We start from the raw sequence: 23,779 nt of genomic DNA on the forward strand, positions 1-23,779 counted from the left end.
GACGCCGCGCAACGGCAACTGGTCACCGCCACTCCGGCCGGCCACGACCTGCTCGCACGGCCCGGCATCGGCCCCGAAACAGCCGCCGCTCTGTTGTGCGCCGTCGGCGACAACCCCGACCGGATGCACTCCGAAGCCTCCTTCGCCGCCCTGTGCGGCGTGTCACCGGTCGAGGCGTCCTCGGGCCGCAGCAACCGCCATCGACTCAATCTCGGCGGCGACCGCCGGGCGAACAATGCCCTGTGGTCGATCGTGATCACCCGCATCCGAACCGACCAGGAAACCAAGTCGTATCTCGAACGCCGCACTGCCACAGGGAAATCCAAGAAGGACACCATCCGTGTCCTCAAACGCTACATCGCCAGAGAGGTCTATCGCACGCTCCGGCGAACTACCGCCGACCCCGCAGCAGAATCCGAGCCCGTGGTGGCTTGACACGACATAGGGGCATCCACGACTCGCTGACCTCGAGAGCGCGGCACGAAACGGCATGCGGCACACCGTGTTCAATCCTCTGGGAGGCGATGAACCCGGCCACACTCACGTGGTCGCCTCCTTCACCCACCCGACCACCGATCGCTCGAGCACATCACGCTCCATCGCCAGCTCGGCATTCTCACGCCGCAGCCGCAACAGCTCCTCACGCTCGGACTCGCTGAGCCGGTCACCGGCACCGCCTTCACGCTGCTGCCGGTCCCGCGCCACCCACGCGGTCAGCGCGCCCTCGTTGACCCCCAGCTCACAGGCAACCTGCGCGAGCGGCCGCCCGGTCTCACGCACGATCCGGACCGCTCCCTCACGGAACTCCGCATCGAACTTGCGTCTCTTCTCCGCCATCTGGCCCTTCCTCTACGGTCCGGCCTCCACGATATGACGGGAATCGCAGCCTGTCGGGCTGCTGGGGACATGATGGTTTCGAATTCGATCGGGGTCAACCGGCCGAGCCTGGCTTGTCGGCGGCGACGGTGGTAGGTGCGTTCGATCCAGGTGACGATCGCGATCCGCAGCTGTTCGCGGGTGTCCCAGCGCTGCCGGTCCAAACGTTGCGCTGCAGCAGGCTGAAGAGCTTTCCATAGCGGCGTTGTGGCCGGCCGCGCCGACGCGGCCCATGGATCCGACCATGCGATGGCGATTGAGCGCGTGGACGAATCTTCTTGAACGAAACTGAGATCCGCTATCACTGGCACCTTGCTACTTGCACCGAGCGATTTTGCGCCGCTTGATACAAACGACCAGGCACGCGATTTCGCTCGAAACTACCTGACTCCAATTCTCGAGACCACCTCGCCCTGAGAAGCCTTACCCTCCAGCATCGACCAAGCTCGATCGCAAAGACGACACGCCGACAATCGATACGATGGCCAAGCGACTGCGAGGTAGTCGGCCAGCGTACCGGCGGCAGTATTGGAAACGATTCACGAGGTGCTGCAGACACTTCATTGCGAGGGGACGGGCCGCCAACCGGACCATGGCCGCGGGCCGAATTTGCCTCGAAGGCAGGCGATTCGGTGATCTGCCTGGGCTCTGTCGGCAGGGATGGTCACGGCGGTTTGCGCTGCCATACTCGTCATGCGGAACTCGCGAAGGTCGCGCAGGAGTTCGTATCCCGCCCAGGCCGTGACGTCGTGCCCGTACACGTCGCAGAAGGCTTGGTAGTCCTGCACGCTGATTTGGCCGAGGGTTTTTAACTTGATGGCGGTGTGGACGGTGTCCCACTCCGGTGGCCCGATGGAGGTCCGCTCCAGGTCGAGCAGGATGGTCTCACCGGCCTCGGTGGCGACGACGTTGCCCACCCATGCATCTCCGTGCACGACGCACCAGGGAAGCCCGTCCGGCAGCCGGGTCCAGCGTTCCTTCAACTCGGCCAGGTGCTCGCGCATCCAAGCCTGGTCGTCCGCGGAGATAGTCGTCGCCCGCTCAATTCGATTGTCCAGCCGCACGAATGGGTCCAGCGTGCCGAGATCCAGATCCACCGGCGGCGACAGGGCGTGGAGCTTGCGTAGCGCGCCGGCCACCTCGGTGGGGGTGCCGTGGCGGTGTGGTGGGAGTTCTACCCAGAACGTCACGGCCCTCTCGTCGACGACGATGGGCTGGTCGATATCGGGAATGACCCGCACAGCAGGCAAGCCTGCGGATTCGAGCCATCGGGCAACTTCGACCTCGCGCCGGGCCGCGGCCTGTTGGCCGGCGCGAGCGACGCGCGCGACAATCCCGCCGGGTAGCTTGTAGATCACGTTCTCGCTGCGGTTGAGGACGACGGCGCCATCGGTTCGGACGCCAGCGAGAGCGCATGCCGCACGAAGAATCGCCCCGGTCGAGTCGGTCAGCGTTTCGGAAGTCATACGGCGACGAGCCCCTCGATGCGGTCGGTCAGCTGGGCTACCTCGGGTTGGCTCTGGCGTGTCGAGGCGAAGCCGTGGAGGTCCCGCAGGTCGTCCTCGGCTCTGCGGCTGCGCAGGTGCACGGCGTCCTTGAGCGCGTGGTCGGCGACGGCTGCGGCTTCTTGCGGGTCACCGACCGCCATGACCAGTGAAGACAACTTGATCCCCGAGATGGCTCGCGACCTGCGGTATGCATCGGTGTGACCGTTGACCGCGGTGGCGAGGCGGTCGCGCGCTTCGCTGGCGAACTTGCCCCGGATGGCGAGGTCGTAGAGGGCGTGGCCGGTGTCGCCGGAGTGCTGCGCCAGGTCGTAGTACTTCATCCAGGCGGGGTCGTTATCTGGGCTGGAACGGGCGAATTCCTCGTCAGCCCTGCCGATCTCCGTGAGCGTTTCCTGGACTCGGCCGAGTTTGGCGTAGGCGCGGGCCTTAGTAGTGTGCAGCATGGCTCGTTCGGTCGCGGTCAGCCCGTCTGAGTTCTCGAACGCTCTCTCCGCCGAGGCCAGTCCCGCTTCCGAGTTGCCACACCAGATTGACTGCCGCGCCAGCGAAGAGAGAACTTTCGCGCGCAGATGTGGCTCGCCCGAGTTCTCCGCACAGCCCAGTGCGAGTTCGAACAAGGTGGTCGCGTCGTCGTGCTCGTACTGATCGAATGCTGTGAATCCGACGCTGTGACTGAGGAATCCGACTGCGGCGCACAGCTCAGCCTTATCCCTGGGGGTGGCGTTCGCGTCGAGCAGGCGCACCGCGTACCGGACCTGCGCGAGCGCGGCTTCTCGGACGAGGCCGCGGCCAGCGGCGGCATCCCACGAACTGATTTGTTTGGCGGCGGTCCGGATCTCCTCGATCTGTTCCTGCCCGACGGTAGCTGGCACGGGGGTTGAGCGGAGCGTGCCGATCAGTTCCAGCAACGGCCCCGGTGTGAGGGCGACCGTCACCGCGGCGCGAAGGAATTCATGCCGGTTCACATCGTCGAGGGTATCGACGTTTTGCTTCGGCAGCTTGAACCAAAGAAGCTCCGCAGGGATCTTCAAGGTCTCGGCCCAGTAAATGAGTTTGCTCAGCTGCTCGGGCGCGATGCCTTTTTCGAGCCTGCTGAGCTGGCTCTGGGTGAGCTTGAGCCATTGGGCCACCGTCTCTTGGGCCAGCGCTCGGCCGTGGAACGGGTGGGTCCTGTATGCGTGGATGACACGGCCCATGTGCCAGGTGGCGAGGGCATCGTGCATCTGGTCGCTGACCCAGAAGTCGGCAGGTAGATCTGGCGGCTCCAGCATGCGGTATGTGCAAGCACCGCAAAGGAATTCGTCGTTGTAATGGCTGAGCCCGGTACCGCATCGCGTGCAATAGCGCCGGGGCTGCGGCGTCCGATTCATGCGACTACTCCGGCCTGATTTTGGGGCGTCGACCCCCTCGATCTCCCTGATCCGCGGAAGTTACCACGCACCCGCACATACCAGTATGCGTTCGATGCATATCTCGGCGGCGGCTTTTGGCATGGTTCCTCCTGTGCGCACATCGGACGCTTGGACCGTCCGAAATCGCGCAGAGAAAGGAGCAGGCCGTGGCGCTTTTGTTGGTAGTTCCGCTGTTCGGACCGCCGGCCGCGGGCAAGACCACGCTAACCATGGTGCTCGGCAGACAAGACGGCAGGCGGGTCTTCCGCCTGCGGGAGCATGTGCCGCGCGAAGTTCTGTCGGCCACCGCTGGCAGCAGCGAGCAACTGGGATGGATTGACGATCACATCGTGGAAGCGGCGCTGCGCGACTACTTCCGACGCGTCGCCGATGACCCTGACGCGCACACCGTGCTGATGGACAACTTCCCGGGATCCGCCAAGCAAGTCGGCCAATTCCTTTCGGTGCTCGAAGAATTCGATCCACTCAGCCGTGTCGAGGCCGTCGAGGTCCACACCGATTCACGGACGTTGAAGCAGCGTGCGCAGAACAGGAAGGTGTGCCACCGCTGCGAACGCGACCCCATCTCCGATCCGCGGCTGCCCGCGATCCCCAAACCCGACGACATCTGGGCCTGCTCGCGCTGCGATGGCGTCCTGCACCCCCGCCGAGGAGATTCACCGAGACTGTTGCGCGCCCGCAGCCAGCGCTACCAGAACGCCGCCATCGGTATTCGTACGGCCTTCGCCGATTGGGGTATCGACGTCACCGATCTGGACACCACCACGACCATCGACGGCGCATCGAATCTCCTTTCTCCCCTGCTCATTTCACGGAGTCCAGTTCAATGACATCGGTTTCCTTACCCACACCCAAAGTCGGCGCCGACAGCTATGGCCACGCCCGGATGCCCCGCCGCGTCCACATGCCCGAGCACGAGCGCATCGACCCCGTCAAGTACGGACGCTTCCGCAACGTCTACCTCTACATCACCGAAGCCTGCCAATTGCGTTGCGAGCACTGCTATATGGGCGAGCGGCTCGAGCGGGCGATGAAGCTCGACCTGCCCCAGATCGTCGACTGGCTCAAGACCTGGCGCAAGCTCGGCGGCAGCAAGGTGACGATCCTCGGCGGCGAGCCGACGCTGCATCCGTACTTCATCGACGCCATCCGCGCGGCCGGCAAGCTCGGATACGAAGACGTCATCACCACCACGAACGCCCAACTGCCAGCGGCCAAGAAGTTCCGTAAGATGGACCCCTCGGACTTCGCATACGTCCAGGTGAGCTTGGACGGCGGCAGCAAGGCCACCCACGACGCGGTCCGAGGCCCGGACACCTTCGACACCGCGATGGCGACGACGACCGAGCTGACCGAGCGCGGATTCGACACCCGGATCATCTGCACGGTCAACAAGGCCAACGAGAACGACGTCCTTCGGCTGCTCGACATCGCCGACAACCTCAACGTCAGCCTGGTCAAGTTCCATGTGTTCAGCACTATCGGAACCGGCCATGGAAATCCCGAGATGGCCATGACACCGCCGGAGTGGGTTACCTTCTGCGACAAGCTCAATCAGGTCGCACCCGAGTTCAAGACCAGGGTGTGGTATCAGCCGACCTACGTGCGCCGCGACCAGATCGACCGGCATGCGCGCGAGGGTTACGCCGGCTGCATCGGCCGCACGCTGGATCGCATCTCGATCTTCCCCGACGGCCGGGCGTACGTGTGCAGCTACCTGTTCGACACGAAGATGAACTACGCCCAGATGACCGACGGGCAGGTCCAACTCAACCACGGCCCCAACGAATTCGAGCTGTTCACCAGCGTGCTCACCGAGTCCAGCTGCGGAGGCTGCAAAGCCAGCGCCTGCATGGGCGGCTGCCCGGCCGAGGAGCTCGTGATGGGCGCGTCCTCGTGCAGCGCCTACCCCGACATAGTCCCGGTGTGCCGGTTGTGGAAATCCAGCGCCAAGCCAGAGGAGTGAACGCCATGTACGAAACTAACACCGCCGAAGGGCTGGACCTGGCCGCGGCCGCCTTGTGCGGCATCGACTGGAACGACATCGACGAAGTCGAAAAGGCCGCGCTCGAGTTCTTCGAAACGGTCGCTGCCGAGCCAGCGATCGTCCGCTCCCGCCTCGATGAACTGCCACGGCGGCCGGAGCTACTGGACCTCTGCGAGCATTACGACATCCTGGACAAGGTGGTGCTGTTCAGCGACGACGTCTCCGGTGTCCGGATCCGGTTGCACCTGTTTCTGCCTGGGTACTACGACCGGCCACACAACCACCGCTGGTCCTACGCCAGCCGGATCCTGCGTGGCCAGTACCGGCACTACCTATTCGGCAACGCCGAGATCGACGACCAGCTCGACCCCACGAAACTGCCTGCGCTGCAAGTGCGCGAGGAACCGGTCGGCGGAACCTACTCGCTGCACCACACGATGGTGCACGCCGTGGTCGCCCAGCCCGACACCGTGAGCCTGGTCGTGCGCGGCCCCGCGGTGAAGGATCGCTTTGTGGTCAGCGACCGCGACACAGGAGAAGCCTGGTGGCAGTACGGCGCCTTCAAGGAATCTCCAGCGGAGGCTGCGAAGAAGCGAATGACGCCCGAGAGGCTTCAGGAAGTCGTCGGGCACTTGAAAGGCTGGGAGCTGTTCTAGTTGAAGGAGGTTCGCGCCAGCGACGCGATCACCGATTCCAACTCCAGCAACGTCGGAAGCGGGGCGTTGTGGTGCCGCACGCACCGGAGCGCTCCGCTGGCCGTCGCCAGCAGCAGGCTCCGCTCGATCGGCATACCGGACCGCATCCCGTAGAGCAGGCCGCCGGAGAACGCGGCGCCGGCGCAGTGGGTATGGTGCACCTGCACGCGAAACGCTGGCGTCGTCACGATCCGCTCCCGGCTGGCGGCGCTCGCGCCATACGCGCCGGCGGTCACCACAACCCAGCGCGCACTGGTCTCGGTCAACAACTGCCTGGTCACTGCTGGCACGTCGCTGCGGGATCCGTCGTCGACGTTGGTTTGTATGATCAGGTTCCGGTAGCCGGCCAACTCGAGGCACAGCGCGTCCGACAGCGGTGATCCGCCTAGATTGACCAGCAGCTCGGTGCCGCAGTCCCGCGCGGCCCTGACCACTCGGATCGCCGCGGCTTCGACGAGCTGATACGCGTCGAGATACACCATCGACGCCGTGCCGATCGGCGAGAGGTCGCAGCGGCTCAACTCGTCGGTGACACCGGGCAGGTGCGCGAACCAGGTCCGCGTATCTCGCCCGTCTGCGACCACGACGATCTTCGGGGTCACGACATCGGTGCTGACTACAGCAGTTGAGGGCACGTGATGCTGCTGTAGCCAGCGACCGACTCTCCCGCCCACGTCATCGTTGCCGATCCGGTTGGCCACCAACAGAGTTGGGACATCCAGCGCAGCGAGAACGGCGGCCGTCATGGGGCCGTCCGCCGCGATCGACTCCTCGGTGGTCAGAATTTCGGCCCCGTGGTTCGGAGCGGGGAACTTCGGCACGCTCCACAGCTCGGCCGCCGCCAGGTAGCTGACGCACACCACCGGTCTGCCTTGCGTGGTCATACGATCTACCAGCCGAATACCGAGAACTGCTCGCCGACGTCGATCTGTTCGAGCGCAGTCCTGCAGTACGCAATCAGGTGCTCAGGCAGAGAGTTGAGCGAAAACCATTCCAGCCCACTGCATTTGTCCGGCTCCCGGTTGACCGGGTCCTGCTCCCACTCGTCGACGACGAAGAAGAAAGCCATCCGGCCGCCCGAGGACGAGTTGTGCATGATGTGGGCGAACTGCACATCTTCGGGCATGATGCGGACGCCTACCTCTTCGTCGGCTTCCCGGATGAGAGCCTCGACAACCGATTCGCCTGCCTCGAGGTGTCCGGACGGGAGATGCCATGCCCCATCCTCATACCCGGTGTTCTGACGCTGACCGAAAAGCACTCGGTCACCGCGGCACAGCAGCAAATGCACATCGCCGGTCACCTTGTGACGCGGCGGCTTTGCGACCTGGCCCGGCTCGATAGCCGTGTCCACAACCACTCCCTTCGAAGGCTCCGCACACGCGGTGAGCCGGATTGTTTCTGGAGGAACTGCGTCGAGCGCACCGAGCCTAGTGCCACTTGAGGTGCTTGATTATGCGTCGGATGCATACCCGGGGGACGCCGCCGTGCATGGAAGCCCGACCAGCTGCGAGCCACGCTGAAAGCAGGGCAAACGCCACCGATGCCACCCGAGGAGAAGATGATGAAGAACCACGCTCTGCCGGAACGAAACCCAGGCACTCACTACCCATTCCCGGTGGCCCCCGTCGCCCCTCGGCCGATCGATGACACGATCCAAGTTGCTCGTGCGGTCCGCCGATGGGCCAACGACGACCTCCGCCCTGGGGGAACACGGGATCCCGGCATGCCTAACGCCACCCGCGGCCGGCAGCGGCGCCTGCGACGTCGATGCTGGTGCTGACGCGACCGAATATTTCGCGTTTAGGTTTTGACTTTGACCTCATCCTCGGCCACGAAGATCTGGTCGAAATCGTCTCTGCCAAGCCACATTTGGCTGTTACTGCTGGTCGTGTTCGCGGTGATCCTCCAGCATGCCAAACAGTTCCTCGGGCGCGGCAATGATGGCGGCGGTGATCGCTTCCTGGATCCGTCGCATGGACCGGTGGACAGAGGCCGCCCAGCTCGAGCAATCCGTCGCCGCCCGGAACGCTGACTGGGACGCTAAGGGTCTCCGTGAAGACATCCCCGTCGAGGTACGGAACGCGCCATGTTCGTCGTGGCGTGGACTTTTCACAGCCATCCTCGGGGCGAGCGCGCCGCTACTGTTACCCTCATCTGCCGCATCTGCGCCGTCGCTAACTGGTCGTCGGATATGAGGCCGGCGCGCTGGTCTTCTTCCTTGGGACTATCTCTGTTGTGGACCTGTTGATTGCCACCGAAAACCGTGACAGTTGGGCATCCCGATTACGTCGTGGCGCTGTGAAGAGACGGTTCTCGTAACCGCTCCAATCGACGGAGGGCCGCTCGCTCATAGCCCGCGCCGACGCGGCTGCCAAACTGTCAGGTCGATGCCGTATGGTGCAGCGCCCGGAAGTCGGGCCCGAATCCGAGTTCGTCAATCGGAGGATTCTCTCCCGGCGTTCCGAACCATGCCGTCGGCACAGCATCGAAGGGAAGTCCGGGCTGGGGAACGTGCCGGGTTGGGGTGCATCGATGTAATGGTCCTTGTGCCGCGTCGAGGGTGACGCGCATGTGTGGGTCGATGTGCGAGACGAACAGTGTGCTCATGGCCGTGCGGTCTTCGGTGACGCGCGTTGCTTCGAACACGGCGTGCAGGGCGGCGAATCGGACTGCCACTCCGTGGTGGGCCCACCATTGCCGACACCACGTGTATTGGCCTTCACGATGATTCGCTGCCACACGTACTGCGGTCACGGGTAGGAGCCATCGGTCGACGAAGGTGGAGTAGTGGGTGAAGCGCGGTGGTTTGGTCTTGCGGTCTGGGCCGTCATCATTCGGGGGCCGGGGACGGCGCGGCGGCCCGAACCATCCTGGCGGTACTGGTTCCGCGGACAGTGACGGCAGTGCGGTGTGTTTGGTTCTGGTGCAGCGGTGTAGGGGGCCGTTGGCGGCGTCGAGGATGACGCGCATGTGGGCGTCGATGTGGCTGAGAAGAAGGCTCGAGATGGCGCCACCTGATTGAGCGCGGCGCGAGGCTTCGAATGCGTTGTGCAGGTGCGCGATTCGCACAGAAACGGGACGATGCCGCCACCACTGCGCACACCACGTATACGTTTGCTCGCGGTTGGCTTCGGCCAGCCGGACAGTGACGAACGGGAACAGCCATTTCTCACCGAATGCGACGAAGTCGGGAAATGCGGGGGGCTTGGGCGCGTTCTTGCCGGATCCGCTCTGAGTTGAGGCCGGCCCGGACGATGTCGTGGTCACTGCGGGGTACCTCCGTGCCGTGCCTGCTCGCTGGGCGTTCGTGGCTTTTTCACCAGTGAAACGGTCGACTCGAACTCGGCCAGGGAGGCGTGGACGATCGGCGCGAATTCTGGGTGGTCCCACCAGAAGATCTTGCGGACGAGGATCGGTTCGTGGCCCGGCAGCCGGATCAGGGCGCGGTTTTTGGGTAGTGCGCCGAGTTTGGCGACGTTGAGGATGGGCTCGGCGCGCCAGGACACGGTGTGGTTGACTCCGCCGGGGCCGATGGAGCGGGAGCGGTCGGCGACGTCGTGTTCGTCGATCATTTTCGACCATTCCTCGAGGTAGTTTACGGCGGCGATGTTGCCGCCGTAGAGTTCGATCGATTGGGCGCGCATGGTTTTCACGCCGTTGACGCCCCAGAGGTCTTCGCCTTGTTCGAGGACTTGGATGATGGTCATGAGGATGATGCCGCAGCCGCCGCAGTAGGTGTAGTAGCTGGGCAGTTCTCCGATGCGGGCGCAGTTGGCGGCTTCGTCGAGGACCGCCAGCAGCGGCACCGCCAGCCGGCCGTCCAACCGTGAACGTGCCACGGCGAGGGCGGCTTCGAGGATCTGTCCCACCAGCGCGGCAGTCAACGGTCCGGCGGAGTCGGGGCCGGTCATCGACAGCGCGTAGAGCGTGTCATTGCTGTGGACGAAGTGGGCGGGTTTGAATTGCGGCAGTGCGTGGGTGGCGGGTTCGTGGGTGATGTCGATGACGATGGTGTCTTCGCCTTCGTAGACGGTGAAGCGTTTGCGGGCCGGTGGGGTGATCATGCGGGCGTAGTCGTCGTCGGAGAGCACGTTGAGGAATCGTCTTCCCATGTCGTACAACCCATCTCGTTGCCGGGCGTAGAGGCTTTGCGCGTCGAGGATCCGTTGGGCGGGCCGGTGGTGGCCGTGGTGGCGCAAGATCAACGCGGGTGCTTGGTCTTGGTCGCCGGAGAGCCATTCGGCGACATGCAGCAGATCGCCGCCGACACACGCCGCAGCGAACATGTACAGGGCCAGTAACTCCTGCGCACCACCATCGAAGTACGAATCGACCTTCGCGTTGGCTTGCTGGGCTGCGGAGCCAGAGGATCCGCTGACGAAGAAGGCCGCCAGCTTCCGCGCTGCGGGCAGGCTTTTGACCTGGGCGAGCAGATCGACCCAGAACTCGCATTCCGCGCGCCCGGTGACAGCTTGCAGGTCACACAGCCACACACGGCCGCGCTGTGCGCGCCCGAATCGGGTGTGCCGGTAGAGATCGGGTTTGTTGCTGGTGGCCAGCGCTGGTCCCCAGGCCGAGAGCAGACCGGGGATGGCCCAGGCCATGGTTTTGCCAGTGCGTTGGCCGGCGGCGATGAACACCCCCAGCTCGGCAGGAACGAACAGATCGACATCGCCGATCACTGTGCGCCCCAGCGGCGGCCCCGGGCGCTGGCGTATGTCCGGGGGTGCGTCCTTGAGCAGGCGGGTCGCGGCAGTGCGGTTGTCTCGAGCTCGGGCGAGCGTGATGGCGCGGGGTGGGGCCATCGTTCGCGCCGCCGAGTCGAGACCGACACGCGCGGGCAGCCGTCTCCGAATCGAGAGGGCTCCGGCCGCCACACCGCCAGTGAAAATGATGGCGACGCAGGTGGATTGCCATGGCCAGGTGCGTCGCCCGAGAGCGACCTCGAGCAGCGCGGCGACCGGATTCGCCGTCACCGGCAGCCCTGCCATCAAGCTCCCGGCGGACAGGGCAGCCCAGCCGAGAAGCGCGACGAAGACAGCAGCGAGGAACAGTAGTAGCAGCCATGCTTCCTCGCCGAGGCCGCCGGTCTTGCGGCGACGAGTCTCTCTCACCGGCATGACACCGGCCCCGCTTCACGCGTCAGGTGCGGTGGGATCGGTTGCTGTGTAGTCGGTCTCATGGCTGCACCCCGAGCTCGGTCTCCGCGCTCGCTGACGCGGGGTCGTGCGTGGCGGGTTCGGTTGCGGTCCAGTTCTCGGTGTCGGCGTCGGCGAGTACGGCGTCGATGGCTTCGACGATCCGAGCGCCGCCCTCAGCGGATGTCGGGGTTGGGGAGTCGGTGGAAACTGTTGTGCCATTGGTTGTTTCAGAGGATGACTGCATGATGACGTCGGGGTGCTGTGGCCGGCTGGTGTGTCGGCTGCGGAGGGCGGCGGCCTCGGCGCGGGCGCGGTCGCGTTCGTCGGACAGTTGCGCGATGCGGCCCAGACGCGGGTGGGAGGGTTCGGTACTCCAGTAGGTGCCGTCGCGGCCGAGGACATAGGCGCGGTCGACATCGGGGGCGGGCACGCCGGCGCGCAGCGCGTCCCGGCGCGCCTCGGCCAGTGCGTCGCGTAGGGCTTCGAGTCTGGTGATGCGGGCTTGATCGTCGTGTCCGTCGAAGGCGTCGGCGAGGCTGCTGTGTTCGCAGGCGAGGTCTTGGACCTCGCGCAGCAGCGCGGCCTGGCGTAGCTCCCACACCTCGGATTGGGCGTAGTTGTAGCTGACCGGCGCCTCACGCACAGCCCTGGGCAGCAGCATGGCGCGGGCGTCACGGCCGGTATCGAGATCACCAGCGTCTTCTTCGACTCCGAGAGCTATGTCGGTGGCGGCGATGATGTCCCGGGTCTGCTCGAGGCTGGCAATGTTCGAGTCGGCGGACCGATCACGGGGTGCGCCGAGGGTGCGCTCCACGGCAGTGCGCGAATCGGTTTCGAGTCCGGCGCGGTGCGTGTGGTCGGTGAGCGCGGGCTCGAGCTCCAGATTCGGGAATCGGTGCACCGCGTCCTGGGCGGAACCGGCGACGGGGAGATCGGTGCCGTGGCCGGTGATCGCGCGGGCCTGCGCAAGGCTGCGCCACAAGGCGTCGTCGACGTCAAGGTCCCCCGCTTGGCGTGCGCGAGCGAGTTGGTCGAAGTTGCGGCGCGCGAGGTCGGGGCGGACTTCCCAGCCCATCACCGCGGCCTGCAGCGTCTCCCACATCCGGCGGCGTTGCGGTGATTCGTGGCGTCCCCACCGCGTCGCGAGATCGTCTGCCTGCTGGGTCATGTCGGCGGTGTCATCGGGTGTGTCACCGAAGGGTGCGATCTCGCGCAACTGGTAGTACTTGGCGAAATCGGCGCGCAGTTGCCGTTCGGTGCGGTCGGCCGAATCGGAGTAGTAGGCGGGATTGGCGTACCCGACCGGTTCAGCGATCCAGGTCATGGCTCGAGCTCCGATTCGGTCGTGGCAGAAGGCTGTGGGGTGACCGGTGGCGACTGGAGGGCCGGATCCTCGCTGGTTGGTGGATCGGTGCCTGCCATGGCGACCTCGACCGCTGTACCGATGTCGGCGCCCGGCGGGCCGCTGTCTCGAGGTTGCGGTAGGTCGAGAGCGTCGACGGTGTTGGCGGCGGCGAGGATCGTGTTGGCGGCACGCAACCTCGCCAGCGATTGCGGCGCATGCACCGTCTCGGGGCGGCTGGTGTTCCAGTGGTGGTCGACGACTTCGCCCAGCAGTTCGCGTAGCGAGACCTCCTGCTGGGCAACGGTGTCGCCGAGGGCGTCGATAGCGGCCTCGGCGGTGTCCAGCCGCTGGGTGAGGTGTCGGATCCGTTCGGCTTGTTCGGCGTTGTGGCTGCCGAGGTGATACAGCTCATGGCTGAGGTCTTCCAGACGGCCCAACAGCCGGTGAGCGGGCTGCTGATCCCAGGCGAGTCCGCTGGCACCGACCTTGTCGGCATGCTCGATGTCGGCGGAATCGACTCCTGCCTGCGCGGCGTCGATGCGTGCCGCGTGCAGGTCTTCGGCGATCCCGTTGACGAACATCGCCCAGCGGGGTCGGGGATCGCCGATGTCGAGATCGTTGGCGACGGCGTTGGTCATCCATGCCGCGCGCAGGAATGCGGCGTTCTGGACTGCTTTGAGTTTCGCGGCGTGGACGGCGTCGATGTCGTCGGCGCCGAATCGGTGAGCGATCGCGCCCTCGCGCAAGGCTTGGGGCACATCGAATTTCGATCCATACATCCGACGCACAGCCGCCAACCGATCCCCCGCCGGCGTACCCGTCGGGGTCGGGTCCTGTGCACGTGATCGCCCGGCCGATCCGGACGTGCGTGGGAGCTTTCCAGATGCTGGCTCGTCAGCAGAATTGTCGAAGTATTTGTCGGACACCATGTTTCCGCCTTCGCGGTCGCCTAATGTCCCTCGCGGAGAAGTTGCTTGGGTAGTTCTCGCAGTGGTCGGCGCCAGCGCCACCACGAGTCCGATATCCTGCGGTGTCCTCATGCGGCGTGCATGGTCACCCGCGGGAGGAGACGACGGTCGAGTCAGGGTTCGGGCCCGGGCGTAGGTGGGGTTTGACCCGCGGCGGTGTCGGGCCCAGGCGGTTGCGGACCCCAATGCCAGTCGACTTCGGCCGGTAGCGCCACGTCGACGGCGATTTCGATGTCCCAGTGTGGGGCCGGCGGCTGGAAGGGGTGCTCGCGCAATGCGTGCGCGGCGTCGGCGATGAGCTGCTCAGGCGTCGGTGGGCTCACGGCGCTGCGCGCGAGCCGACGTCCGGCGTGTTCGTCGCCGAGGTAGGGCGGGACCGCGGAAGCGGGGTTGGGTCGCGTGTACTGCCGCCACGCGAATTCCAGGGTCAGGTTGTCCCAGCTGTTCACCGCGACCGCTGTCACCTGCCGCAGTCCAGCGGTTTCGGTTGCACCCCACAGCTTCTCGGCGTCGTGATGGTTCAGTTGCGCGGCGTCGGCCAGTGCGCGGACCCGCAGGTGCAGCAGGTGCATGTTGTTGCGGTATTCGGTGCCCGAGACCGGGTCTGTCCCGAATTCGTAGGCGCCCTCGCGGGTGCGGAGTTCCCGGGCGGCGGCCACGAACGCCATGCGTTGCAGGTTCCACACCTCGACGCTGAGCATGTCGAGATAGAACTGTTTGGCTTCCCCCACCGGCTCCAGGGACATCTCCGGTGCGGGTGTCGGCGAGTATTCGGCACCGACGGTGCGGGCGCGTTCGATCCAGGGTTGCGGGATCCCCGCCGACAGTGCAATGCGTTCGGTGGCTTCCCGCGCAGCGGACAACGCATCCAGATGGTCGAGCCAATCTTTCTCGGCATCGCCGTCGGTGCCGTCGTAGCCTCGGGGCCCGAGAGCGTCGACCCGCCGGAACTCCGCGGCGAAGTCGTGGACCTGCCGGAGCAGATCGATCTTCCACCGCTCGATCACCACCGCCGGCGGCTCCCGATCGGGGCCGGTCAACGCGAGCACCCCACGCCACCACATCTGTTCCACGACAACATCATTCGCATCACGCAGGTCATGACTCGAGCTCACTGTTCACGTGTGGCTCGCTCCCATGCCCAGACGTGCCCGGCAGTGGGTAGTCCTGGGCAGACCAGTCGGCCGCCACGTCCTCGGGCAGTGCGGCCTCGACGGCGGCGGTGATCACGGTGTTCTCCGCGCTACCCGGGGAGTCGAGGTCGGCGACGGTGGCGTGGGCTTCGTGCAGCATCTGAGGCGGGCGCATCGGCATGTCCGGCAGCGGAATATCGGGGCCGTGTTCGCCCGCGCGCCGCAACTTGCCCAAAGACTTGCGGGCAGCGGTCGCGATGGCGGCATCGCCGTATCGGCGCCACCGCGTGTGGAGCTCACCCAGGTCCTCACCGCCGAGGTAGTGGCCTACCCGCTGCGCCCACTCCTCGGGCGCCACCTTCCACAACACGGCCCGTTCACCTGCGCTCATGCCGATCGATTCGGCAGTACGTCCGGCACGCATCCACAACGCGGCCATGTTGCGATGCAACTGCTGCATCACCGCCTGCTCCATTGGCGAGACAGGCTCACCGACGGGTCGGGTGTGCAGGTAGGCGGTGTGGACGGCCACCATGTCCTTGAGCTGTTCGACATCGTCGGCGACCCGCCGAATCGTGCGCCGCCACCCGCGGGGCGCGGGATCGGGCAAGGGTTGATCGGCGCGCCACGGGTGACCGCGTTGCCCCAGAGTTCGGACTCGATCGATCCATTCGGCGGGGACGCCCGCGGCGCGGGCCTTGATCTCGGTCAGATCCCGGTCACGGTCGAGGGCATTGATTTCCGCGATCGCCCGCATCGATGTTCGCGCGTCACCGCCGCCTTCATACATCGCCTGCAGCAACCGGCCGCTGTGCAGTGCCAGCCCTTGGATGCGTTGCAGCAGCGCGATCTGGTCCCCGGGGATCTCCCGCGGGTTCGGCTCCGTCATCGCTTCCCACCCCCTGCGTTCACAGGCGGTGTGGCCCGGCGCGGGGCGCACTGGCTCATGGCTCGACTCCCGGGGCGGGATCCACAGGTGGCGCCGATCCGCCGGAACCCTCGGCCGGTTCGGTGGTCCACGCCAGTTCGGCCTCGGTGGGCAGGGCCGCGTCGATGGCATGATCGATCACTTGGGCCATGACGGTATGGTCGGCGGCATCGATCGCGGCTGAGGCCTGCTCATACATGGTGTGCGGCAAGGGAATAGGGTCCGGGGCGAACGCCTCGGTGGGGTCGATGCCGAGCGCGCGCAGGTCTCGGTGCGCTTCCTCGCCCAGACCGGGCCAGGCGTAGATTCGCCAGCGTTGTTCCAACCCCGCGTGGTCGTAGGTGTCGACAGTGGCTGCCAGCACCCGCTGCCAGCCGGGCACGTCGGTGGCCCACATTCCCGCGTATTCCTCGGCGGTCAAGCTGATGGCGTGCGAGACCGCGGTCGCGCGCATCCACACCGCCGCCATGTTGCGTTCGAATTGAGCGGCCACCTGCGAATCCGCCCCAGCGCCGATGGGACTGGGCCGCAGCGCACCGACCATGCGGATGGCGGCCATATGCTGCAGCTGCCAGGTATCGCCGACGACACCGTCGATCATCTTGTCACGCACCGGATTTCCGGCACGCGCATCGGAATACACGCGAAACCCTCGATGCCCCAACAACCGGGCATCCTCGATGTGCGCGTCGTCGATGCCCACCGCGCGCGCGTGGGCTTCCACCTCTGCACGGGCGTCGGCCAGCAGGTGCAGCTGGGTCCGCCACGCCAACACGGGAGCATCCCCGTTCATGCCGGTGATCTGATATCCCTGCTGAAGAACACGCGCACGATCCGCGGCAAGGTTCTGAATCCGATCGAGCACACGCAGCCGCCAGCGCGGCTCCCCCGTCATCGCCGTAGGCGGATTCGGTTCGGTCATGAGAAGTCCTCTCGACTTGTACTGCCATGCAATGCACTGGTTTTCATCGATCGATCACCCCAGAGCGCCCGGGAAAGTCAGGGGTCCGGTCCCTGCGTTTCCAGCGATGGGCGCACACACTCACCTGACTGTGTGGCGATCTCGTCGAGCCCCGAGGCCGCGGGCCGTTGCTGATCCAGGGCCGCCGCAGCGACGGCGTCAGCGATGACCTGCCCGTGCACCGATGTGATCGGGCCGGCGTGGCCGGGCCTGTCGGCGGCGAGGTGCTCGGTGGGGTGGCCCAGGCTGCGGTGCGCGGCGCGGGCGAGGTCGGCCAGCTCCGACAAGGGCGCCACGATCAGCTCGTGGTCGGTCAACGCCGACCCGGCCAGGTCCGGGATACGCGTTGGTTGCTTTGAAGCCGTTGCCCTGCTGAATTCGGTGTCACGCCAGTGCTCGAGTGATCGGTCGTCCCAGTCGTGTACTGCGGCGACGGTGGTGTATGCCCAGTCAGGGCCGCTCGGCCAGATATGTTCTCGTTCGGCCGCGCTGGGATCGAGCAGCAACCCGACACCGGCGATGCGTTCCCAGGACGCGGCCATCACGTGGCTCAATTGACCGACAGGCCAGAGCCGTTCACCGCTGGCACCGAAAATCTTGCCCGTGGCCGCGACCGCGAGCGCGGTCTGCAATGCCCGCGCCTCCGCGCTCAGCGCGGCGATCAACGCATCGCGGTCGACAGACTGCGGGGCCGGCCAGTACTTGCGGCCATCGTGCCAGCTGATCGATTGTTCGCCCTTGCCGCGCACATGCGCGATCCAGTTCGCCGGCACGCCACCGGCCCGCGCGATGGCCTCCAGTTCCCGGCCACGTTCCACGTGACGCTGATAGACGGAGTAGAAGGATTGGGGTGCGAGCGTGCCGGTGACCTCACCGACGATGCGATGGGCCTCGAGCATGTCCGCGCACTGTTTGGCGGTGTTCTGAATTTCCCGCAACAGCACCTTCTGCGCGGCACTCGGAGCAGCCAGTTCCGCTGGCGCCGTGTGGATCTGGCCTGGACGCTCGTTCATGGTTCGATTCCCGGCGTTGTTTCGGCCGCCGGGGCAGGCGCCGGGATGGTGTCGAGTTCGAGCGAGGCGTTCGCGTCGCTACCGATTCCCGCGGCGTCGATCGCTCCGCCGATCTGCGCGCCGGGTTGCGGATCCGCCCCCGGCTCGCGGGGAGTCGCTGACAGCCGTGTTCGGACTTCCTCGATCATGTGGGCCGGAGTCAGCCGCTCCCACACGCCGCGCTCCGGTGGCAGGCCGGCGTCACCGAGCGCTTTGACCTGCAGGGCGAAATCGGTCGTGTCGGCAATGACATGGGCCCGCCACCGCTTCACCAGCGCGGCGGCATCGACATCCCGCACAGCTGCGGTGGCCGATTCCCAGGTGCGTTCTCCCCACAGCCGATCGGCTTCCTCGGCTGAAAGGTCGAGCACGCTGGCCATGGCGCGGGCGTGCTGGGCCAGCACTCGCAACTTGCGGTCGAACAGTTGCGCGGTGCCGACCTCGGCGCCCGCACCACGCTCCCCGTACATGGCAGCCACAGCCGCCATCTCCTGTACATACCGGACCTGCCCTTCGAGCTCGGCCAACGACTGTTCCCGGTCGACCCGCCCCGGGTCACGCCAGTGCACATCGGCTCGCCAACGCATCCCGAGATCACCACGATGGCGGCACTGCTCGACCCACGCCGTCGGGATCGCCGCTGCTGCAGCGGCATTTTCGAGTTGTTGACGCAGCAACGCATGTCCGTGGAAATCCTCATACCACGAACTCGGCGGCGGGTGGCCCGTCACCTGCTGCCGGGCCTTCGCGCGATCCTGCATCACACGCGCCATCGCGGCCTGACCGTGAACGGCCTTGAGGACTTTCATCTGCATCCGGGTCGGCTTGCTCATCGCCTGCTCCCGACCGACGATGTCCTCGCATACCGCTGGCGCGCGGCCCTTGGACTCGTGGTCATGGCTCGATCCCCTGGTCCGGCGCTGTCGGCGGCGTCGCCGTCACCTCGGGCGGCCTGACCGGGTCCGGGTCCGCACCGGGTTCTTCGACGACCTCGACATCGATGACGTCGGCCAGGTCGATCGCTGCTCCGATCACGCTGCCGTCCACGATCTCGTCGGCCGGACTGTTGGTGTCGGGTTGCGCGGCGTGGTTGACGACGATGTAGAAGTTCAGTTCGTCGGTCAGGCCGCGAGTCGCCTGCAAAACCGCAGGGGTCATCTCGGTACCCGGACCGATATCGTCTGGCTGTGCGTCGAGGATGTCGGTCGCGCTCACGCCGGTGTCTTCGGTGAGTCGCTCGTCGAAGGCGTCGGCATGCGAGCGGTGTGTCTCGGACAGATCGGCGGTGCTGTGGGCGGCGGCGTAAGCCGCGGCCGAACGCATTCCGGCCGCGTGGTCACGGTCCTGGGCGTTGAGGGTCTCGGTGAAACCCGCTGCGCGACGCCGGATCTCGATCAGCAGCTGCTTGTACTCGACGTCGAGGTCGTGGCGTTGTTCTTCCCAGGCGCCGCGGTTGATCAGATTCTGGCGCTGGAGTTGATGGAGTTCATCCATGTTCGCGCGTTCGGACGCGCTGTCTGCCGTGCGGCGGTCCAGGTCGGCGTCTCCGCGTTCGATGATCCGCTCCTTGATCCGGCGTTCCAGGATGTGGAGTTCTTCGGCGCGTTCGATCTGGCGTGTCTTGAATTGTGTTTCCAGCGTGTGGAGTTCGGACTCGTTGGTGTGGCGAGTCTGGTAGCCGGCCACCTTCAGGTCATGGACCTCCCGGTTCTGCTGCAGCCGGGTGTCAGTTTCCTCAGCACGGCGCTCGAACTCGGCGGCCGATCGCGATTCGGCGCCTCGGCGCTGCAGCAGGTTCATCGTCATCGCCGCGGTTTGCATGGCTTGCACGAATCCGGTCCGGACCGCCTGCCCGCTCTCCTCGACCGGGTCGCCGCCGCTCATGTCCTGACCTCCAATGCCGAAATGCGCCATCCTGCTGAGGAATCCGGTCGACTGGCTCGTACGAAGGCTGCGAGCAGGATCGTTTCGGTCTCGTCTCCGGGATGCAGGGTGACGGCGGCTACCCTCGTGAACGTGGTGTGGGTATCGATCGGGTGGTCGTCCTCGCCGAGTCGGGCCGAGGCGACGACCGAGATGCCCTGGCTGCGCCACCGTTGCCATTGGGAGCCGGTGATCGGGGTCAGGACCGTACCGCTGGTCTCCGAGCGGGCCGCGAGTCCGACGTCCAACAGCGGTGCCGCCGCCTTGACAGAAGAACTCTGGTCGGCCTGTTCGCTGGGCCGGTAGGTGAATACCGTTTCCACCGCGGCAACGGCCACCTGCTCCGCGGAGCACGGATCCACATGATCGAACGGCGGATCGAAAGGTGTTGCTGTACAGGGCAGATCGCCTGATTCATGGTCGGCGAATGGGCTCTGTCCGCACGCCTCGAGCGCAACGAGAAGGATGCATCCACCTGCGGTGACCGCCACCCTGCCAGCGGTCCCGGGCATCATGTGAGCCCCTGTGGATTGTGGATGAGCGTGCCGAGATCGCGGGTCCACCAGTTGACCCAGCGTTCGGGCGGGTGACCCAGCGCGGGGTTACCGATCGTGTCAACGGCGAGATCCAGAATCAGCCCGCTACCGATCGCCGCGGCTTCCACCGCACTACGGTCGATGCCGGCCCGCGCCACGGTGAGCCGCAGCGTGGCGACGTCCGCACCCCACTCCTCACGGGCCCGCGCTGCGATCCAGATAGCTTGTAGTGCCCCCACTTTCGCTGCCTCGACTTCGCTGTCGATGACCAGATCGGTGTGGAATCGGGAATGCCAGATGACCGTTCTGTCCGGTCGGCACACTGTGAAGGTTCGCAGTGTTGCCGCGGTCCAGAGCACCAGATACGGTCCCCGGGCAGCGAGGGCCGCCATTCGATCTTCGGGGGTGGTGATCTTTCCTCCCCGAACGACCTGGTTGCCGTCCCCCATGTCAGCAGACCCAGGTCCAACCTGTTCGACTCGGCTGGGGTCGGATCCGTTGGGGCCGGGTGTGTTGTCTTCTGTCACAGGCTTTTCCCTACTTCGCTAGTGCTGGGCTCGGCTGGGAGCGAGTAGCGGCGGACGTCGAGGTGATCGCCGTCCCACAGCGGCGCGATGGTGACGGTCTGCCCGCTTTGCGGTGCGTGCAGAACGAGGTCTTGGCCTTGGTTGTTGCGGCCGTAGTAGATGGCGACGTGGTGAGAACTGGTCTCGCCCGGCGAGGTGAAGAAGATCAGGTCTCCGGGCTGTCGCTGGTCGAACGGCACAATGTGCGCGTCGGGGTGATCTTGCTGCGCTTGGGTGAAGTGCGGCAGCCGCACTCGGCCGCCGGATGCCTGATAGACGGCGTAGAGCGTCAGTCCGGAACAGTCGAATCCGCCCTCGGTCGGCCCGGCTTGGTCGCCACCACCCCACACATACGGTGTGCCGATCCACTTCTCCGCCGCCCGGATGATCGCTGCACCGAATTCGCTGGCTCCAGCGGTGAGTGGGGCGCCGGCTCCATTCGATCCGCATCCTGTGTCTGGTTGCCCGGCCTGAGCTGCTGGCATCGATGCCGGGTCGATGTTCGCGAATTCCGTGTAGAGCCGTCGGGCGAGATCCAGTTGTCCGGCGTAGGCGTTGACTTTGGCCACCTCGACGGCCTGCGCCAGGTCGGCGGGCGAGATCCGGTCGCGGTCGGTGATTCGGTCGGTCTGGTCGTAGAACCAGTTGATTTGGTAGATCGGGTTCATCAGCGTCGCGATCCCGACCGATCCCCAGACGCTGACGCGAAGCTGGTGTGGGCCTACTGAGTCGCCGTCGTGTCCGAGCCCGTCGTTGCTGTAATTCAACGATTCCGGTACTGCCGGATTCGCCAGATTGCGCAGCGTCGACTCGGTCGCCTGGGCCGCCAGTTCGGCGAGGATGACCGTGTCCGGCTCGCCGCGTTGTGTGCCGATCGCGACGCCGTTGCGCGCCAATTGCAGCTGTGCTTCGGTCAGTCCGTCGATCGAGGCACCGGTCGCACCCTGCAACCCACTCCCTGACAGCGAGCCAGCACACGTCGACGTGGGTACCGCGCCGATCAGCACCACGAACAACAGGATCAGGAACACAGGAAGCGAAAGAACCACCGCTACTGTTAATTTCGACAGGTTCATAAATCACTGCCCAACCTCCCGGGATTCGGTGGTGAGGTGGTCGAAACGCTTGTTGGTGTTGTGGATGTCGGATTGTCGTTCGGTCGGGGTGAAGGTCATCCGGAACGCGATGCCCGGTTCGGCGGCCTCGCCTGTCTTGAGCAGGAAACAGCCAGTGCCCGGCGGTGTTTCGCGCACTGTCGAACCGTCGAGGCCGTCGTCGGTCGGTGGTCGCGGCGCGGCCCAGGAGGTGACCAGCAGCTTCTCGGTTTCGGTGATCGATACCGTGGATCGGATGCGTTCGATTTCGTCGGGGCCGACGGGTCCGATGATCTTGGCGCGTGCGCGTTCGAAGAACCCGAGGGCTTTCAAACTGGCAAGGTCTTTGATGGTGTGGCTGCACATGATCAGCCAGCAGGCCAGGACACGGTTGAGTCTGGTGAGTGCGTCGACCCGGTCGACCATGAATTCACCGACGCCCAGCACCCGCCAGATCTCGTCCATCACGACGCCGAAGGTGCGCGCCGGCGCCAGCCCGGCGTCTGCGAGGGCGTGCGCGGCGGCGACCGCGCCGAATCCTTCGCTCCAGCACGTCATGAGCACGGCGGCAAGGAGTTTGGTGTCGCCTTCCGGGATGCGCGATACGTCCACGCACACCGCTGGGCTGTTCAGGTTGATCGGCGTGCTGGTGTGGCGATCGAAGATCTCGCCCCATGGCCCCTCGATCAGGGCACGCAGCGAACGCCTCAGCATCTTGGTACTCGCCCGGTAGGAGGCGTTGTCGTCCTCCTCGGCGAACTGCCGTAGTCGATCGGCTCCGTCGGAGATGACAGCCAGCAAATCCGACAGCAAAGGCGGATGCGCGGCTGTGAATCCTCCTGCAGGGCTATAAAGTTCGCGCAGTCCCGCGGCGATGAGGGTCTCCTCGTAGTCCGCGATTCGGGAGCCGCGGACGAGTTCGACGAGGCCTGCGACGATGGTGATCTGGCCTGCCTCGACGCGGGCGGCGACGCGGCGACGCAAGTCGGTGGCAGGTAGGCGATCGATCACCGACCCGAGTGCGCCGACCGCGAGGGGGTTGATGCTGCCGTATCCGTAGCCGAGTTCGATGATCTGTCCGCCGAGCCTTTCGACGAGGTCGCGGTAGTCGGGCTTTGTGTCGCCCATGCACAGCACGGTCTCCCCCGTTGCGACCGACCCGGTGACGAGTCGGCGGATGAGGGAGCTTTTTCCGAATCCGTTGAGCGCCAGCACGAATGCGATGGGGGCGGTGATGTAGCCGCGCAGGAACCAGGACATCGGGTCGAAATGCACTGGGGCGCCGGTGATGTAATGCGTGCCGACCGGTGTGCCCACGGTGGGTGCGGCGGCACCGACGGAGAACGGCCACAGCCCAGCGACCTGCACGGTAGTGGACCGCCATTCGGGCATCGCAGGCACCACCGACGCCCGTCCACCACCAAGACCCTCATAGCCGCGATCGGTGAGGGTCGCCAATGGCCGGTGGTAGTCGGTGTCCTGCTCATCGCTGATGCGGCGTTCGGCGTTCGCGCGGCGGTGGTCGTCGGACGAGAGCGCCCATCGTGCCGGTAGTCCGCGCAATCCGCGCTGCGCTGCAGCAGCTTCGGCACGCAGCCGGGCCTGCGGTGTCAGGACCCGGATCCCAGCTATCGTCATCGTCCTCGGGGCA

The 23,779-nt window shown here is 65.8% G+C and carries 23 protein-coding genes and 1 pseudogene; 4 read left to right on the top strand and 20 right to left on the bottom strand.

Annotation, left to right across the window (positions count from 1 at the left end; all coding sequences use genetic code 11):
• Positions 1–435, top strand: a 435-nt coding sequence (locus ABZV44_RS15970) for a transposase (protein WP_354836583.1), incomplete at its 5' end; no start/stop codon positions are given.
• Positions 436–540: 105 nt separating this feature from the next.
• On the opposite strand, the gene ABZV44_RS15975 is transcribed toward ABZV44_RS15970, so the two are convergent.
• The 4 genes and pseudogenes from ABZV44_RS15975 to ABZV44_RS15990 all read right to left on the bottom strand — a co-directional run bounded on the left by ABZV44_RS15975 (position 541) and on the right by ABZV44_RS15990 (position 3,655).
• A complete protein-coding gene (locus ABZV44_RS15975; protein WP_354836585.1) occupies positions 541–837 on the bottom strand; it encodes a transposase in 297 nt (98 codons plus the stop codon).
• Between the two features lie 71 nt (positions 838–908).
• A pseudogene (locus tag ABZV44_RS15980) lies at positions 909–1,182 on the bottom strand (IS3 family transposase); the annotation flags it as partial.
• A gap of 254 nt (positions 1,183–1,436) precedes the next feature.
• On the bottom strand, positions 1,437–2,342 hold the full coding sequence (locus ABZV44_RS15985; protein WP_354836586.1) for an aminoglycoside phosphotransferase family protein: 906 nt from the start codon (positions 2,340–2,342) through the stop codon (positions 1,437–1,439).
• Complete coding sequence (locus tag ABZV44_RS15990) at positions 2,339–3,655, bottom strand: XRE family transcriptional regulator (RefSeq protein ID WP_354836587.1); 1,317 nt, start codon at positions 3,653–3,655, stop codon at positions 2,339–2,341. The genes ABZV44_RS15985 and ABZV44_RS15990 overlap by 4 nt, the downstream gene beginning before the upstream one ends.
• A 215-nt stretch (positions 3,656–3,870) precedes the next feature.
• Here ABZV44_RS15990 and ABZV44_RS15995 point away from each other — a divergent pair, with 215 nt between their 5' ends.
• From ABZV44_RS15995 to ABZV44_RS16005, 3 genes are read left to right on the top strand one after another with little or no spacing between them, the layout of a single operon-like run.
• Positions 3,871–4,626: an AAA family ATPase gene (locus ABZV44_RS15995; protein WP_354836588.1), complete on the top strand. Its 756-nt coding sequence runs from the start codon at positions 3,871–3,873 to the stop codon at positions 4,624–4,626.
• A complete protein-coding gene (locus tag ABZV44_RS16000; protein ID WP_354836589.1) occupies positions 4,623–5,762 on the top strand; it encodes a radical SAM protein in 1,140 nt (379 codons plus the stop codon). Before ABZV44_RS15995 ends, ABZV44_RS16000 begins: the two co-directional genes overlap by 4 nt.
• On the top strand, positions 5,723–6,439 hold the full coding sequence (locus tag ABZV44_RS16005) for a hypothetical protein (RefSeq protein WP_354836590.1): 717 nt from the start codon (positions 5,723–5,725) through the stop codon (positions 6,437–6,439). The genes ABZV44_RS16000 and ABZV44_RS16005 overlap by 40 nt, the downstream gene beginning before the upstream one ends.
• Here the strand turns inward: ABZV44_RS16005 and ABZV44_RS16010 are convergent.
• From ABZV44_RS16010 to ABZV44_RS16085, 16 genes are all read right to left on the bottom strand, one after another.
• Positions 6,436–7,362, bottom strand: coding sequence for a PfkB family carbohydrate kinase (locus ABZV44_RS16010; RefSeq protein ID WP_354836591.1), 927 nt, complete (start codon positions 7,360–7,362; stop codon positions 6,436–6,438). The two genes, ABZV44_RS16005 and ABZV44_RS16010, sit on opposite strands and share 4 nt — an antisense overlap.
• Before the next feature lie 5 nt (positions 7,363–7,367).
• Positions 7,368–7,832, bottom strand: coding sequence for an NUDIX domain-containing protein (locus ABZV44_RS16015; protein ID WP_354836593.1), 465 nt, complete (start codon positions 7,830–7,832; stop codon positions 7,368–7,370).
• Between the two features lie 1,028 nt (positions 7,833–8,860).
• The gene (locus ABZV44_RS16020) at positions 8,861–9,748 is read right to left on the bottom strand and encodes a DUF4913 domain-containing protein (RefSeq protein ID WP_354836595.1); all 888 of its coding nucleotides are present in this window, start codon (positions 9,746–9,748) and stop codon (positions 8,861–8,863) included.
• The gene (locus ABZV44_RS16025) at positions 9,745–11,595 is read right to left on the bottom strand and encodes a TraM recognition domain-containing protein (protein ID WP_354836597.1); all 1,851 of its coding nucleotides are present in this window, start codon (positions 11,593–11,595) and stop codon (positions 9,745–9,747) included. The genes ABZV44_RS16020 and ABZV44_RS16025 overlap by 4 nt, the downstream gene beginning before the upstream one ends.
• A gap of 64 nt (positions 11,596–11,659) precedes the next feature.
• Entirely contained in the window at positions 11,660–12,946 is a 1,287-nt protein-coding gene (locus ABZV44_RS16030; protein ID WP_354836599.1) for a hypothetical protein, read from the bottom strand.
• Positions 12,943–13,980, bottom strand: coding sequence for a hypothetical protein (locus ABZV44_RS16035; RefSeq protein WP_354836601.1), 1,038 nt, complete (start codon positions 13,978–13,980; stop codon positions 12,943–12,945). The genes ABZV44_RS16030 and ABZV44_RS16035 overlap by 4 nt, the downstream gene beginning before the upstream one ends.
• A 68-nt stretch (positions 13,981–14,048) precedes the next feature.
• Entirely contained in the window at positions 14,049–15,008 is a 960-nt protein-coding gene (locus ABZV44_RS16040) for a hypothetical protein (protein WP_354836603.1), read from the bottom strand.
• Positions 15,009–15,033: 25 nt separating this feature from the next.
• Positions 15,034–15,957 (bottom strand): hypothetical protein, encoded by a 924-nt coding sequence (locus ABZV44_RS16045; protein WP_354836605.1) that lies wholly within the window; start codon positions 15,955–15,957, stop codon positions 15,034–15,036.
• Positions 15,958–16,012: 55 nt separating this feature from the next.
• On the bottom strand, positions 16,013–16,918 hold the full coding sequence (locus ABZV44_RS16050) for a hypothetical protein (protein ID WP_354836607.1): 906 nt from the start codon (positions 16,916–16,918) through the stop codon (positions 16,013–16,015).
• Between the two features lie 77 nt (positions 16,919–16,995).
• Positions 16,996–17,970 carry a hypothetical protein gene (locus tag ABZV44_RS16055; protein ID WP_354836609.1) on the bottom strand — a complete coding sequence of 325 codons (975 nt, stop codon included), beginning with the start codon at positions 17,968–17,970 and terminating at the stop codon, positions 16,996–16,998.
• Complete coding sequence (locus tag ABZV44_RS16060; protein ID WP_354836611.1) at positions 17,967–18,842, bottom strand: hypothetical protein; 876 nt, start codon at positions 18,840–18,842, stop codon at positions 17,967–17,969. Before ABZV44_RS16060 ends, ABZV44_RS16055 begins: the two co-directional genes overlap by 4 nt.
• A gap of 61 nt (positions 18,843–18,903) precedes the next feature.
• Positions 18,904–19,893, bottom strand: a complete 990-nt coding sequence (locus tag ABZV44_RS16065) for a hypothetical protein (RefSeq protein WP_354836613.1) — start codon at positions 19,891–19,893, stop codon at positions 18,904–18,906.
• The gene (locus ABZV44_RS16070) at positions 19,890–20,423 is read right to left on the bottom strand and encodes a hypothetical protein (RefSeq protein WP_354836615.1); all 534 of its coding nucleotides are present in this window, start codon (positions 20,421–20,423) and stop codon (positions 19,890–19,892) included. The genes ABZV44_RS16065 and ABZV44_RS16070 overlap by 4 nt, the downstream gene beginning before the upstream one ends.
• A gap of 20 nt (positions 20,424–20,443) precedes the next feature.
• The gene (locus ABZV44_RS16075; protein ID WP_354836617.1) at positions 20,444–20,860 is read right to left on the bottom strand and encodes a hypothetical protein; all 417 of its coding nucleotides are present in this window, start codon (positions 20,858–20,860) and stop codon (positions 20,444–20,446) included.
• A gap of 131 nt (positions 20,861–20,991) precedes the next feature.
• Entirely contained in the window at positions 20,992–22,110 is a 1,119-nt protein-coding gene (locus ABZV44_RS16080) for a C40 family peptidase (protein ID WP_354836619.1), read from the bottom strand.
• Between the two features lie 3 nt (positions 22,111–22,113).
• Positions 22,114–23,766, bottom strand: a complete 1,653-nt coding sequence (locus ABZV44_RS16085; protein WP_354836621.1) for a hypothetical protein — start codon at positions 23,764–23,766, stop codon at positions 22,114–22,116.
• Between the last annotated feature and the right edge of the window lie 13 nt (positions 23,767–23,779).

The sequence above is a fragment of the Nocardia sp. NPDC004860 genome, from assembly GCF_040609015.1.
Taxonomy (GTDB): domain Bacteria; phylum Actinomycetota; class Actinomycetes; order Mycobacteriales; family Mycobacteriaceae; genus Nocardia.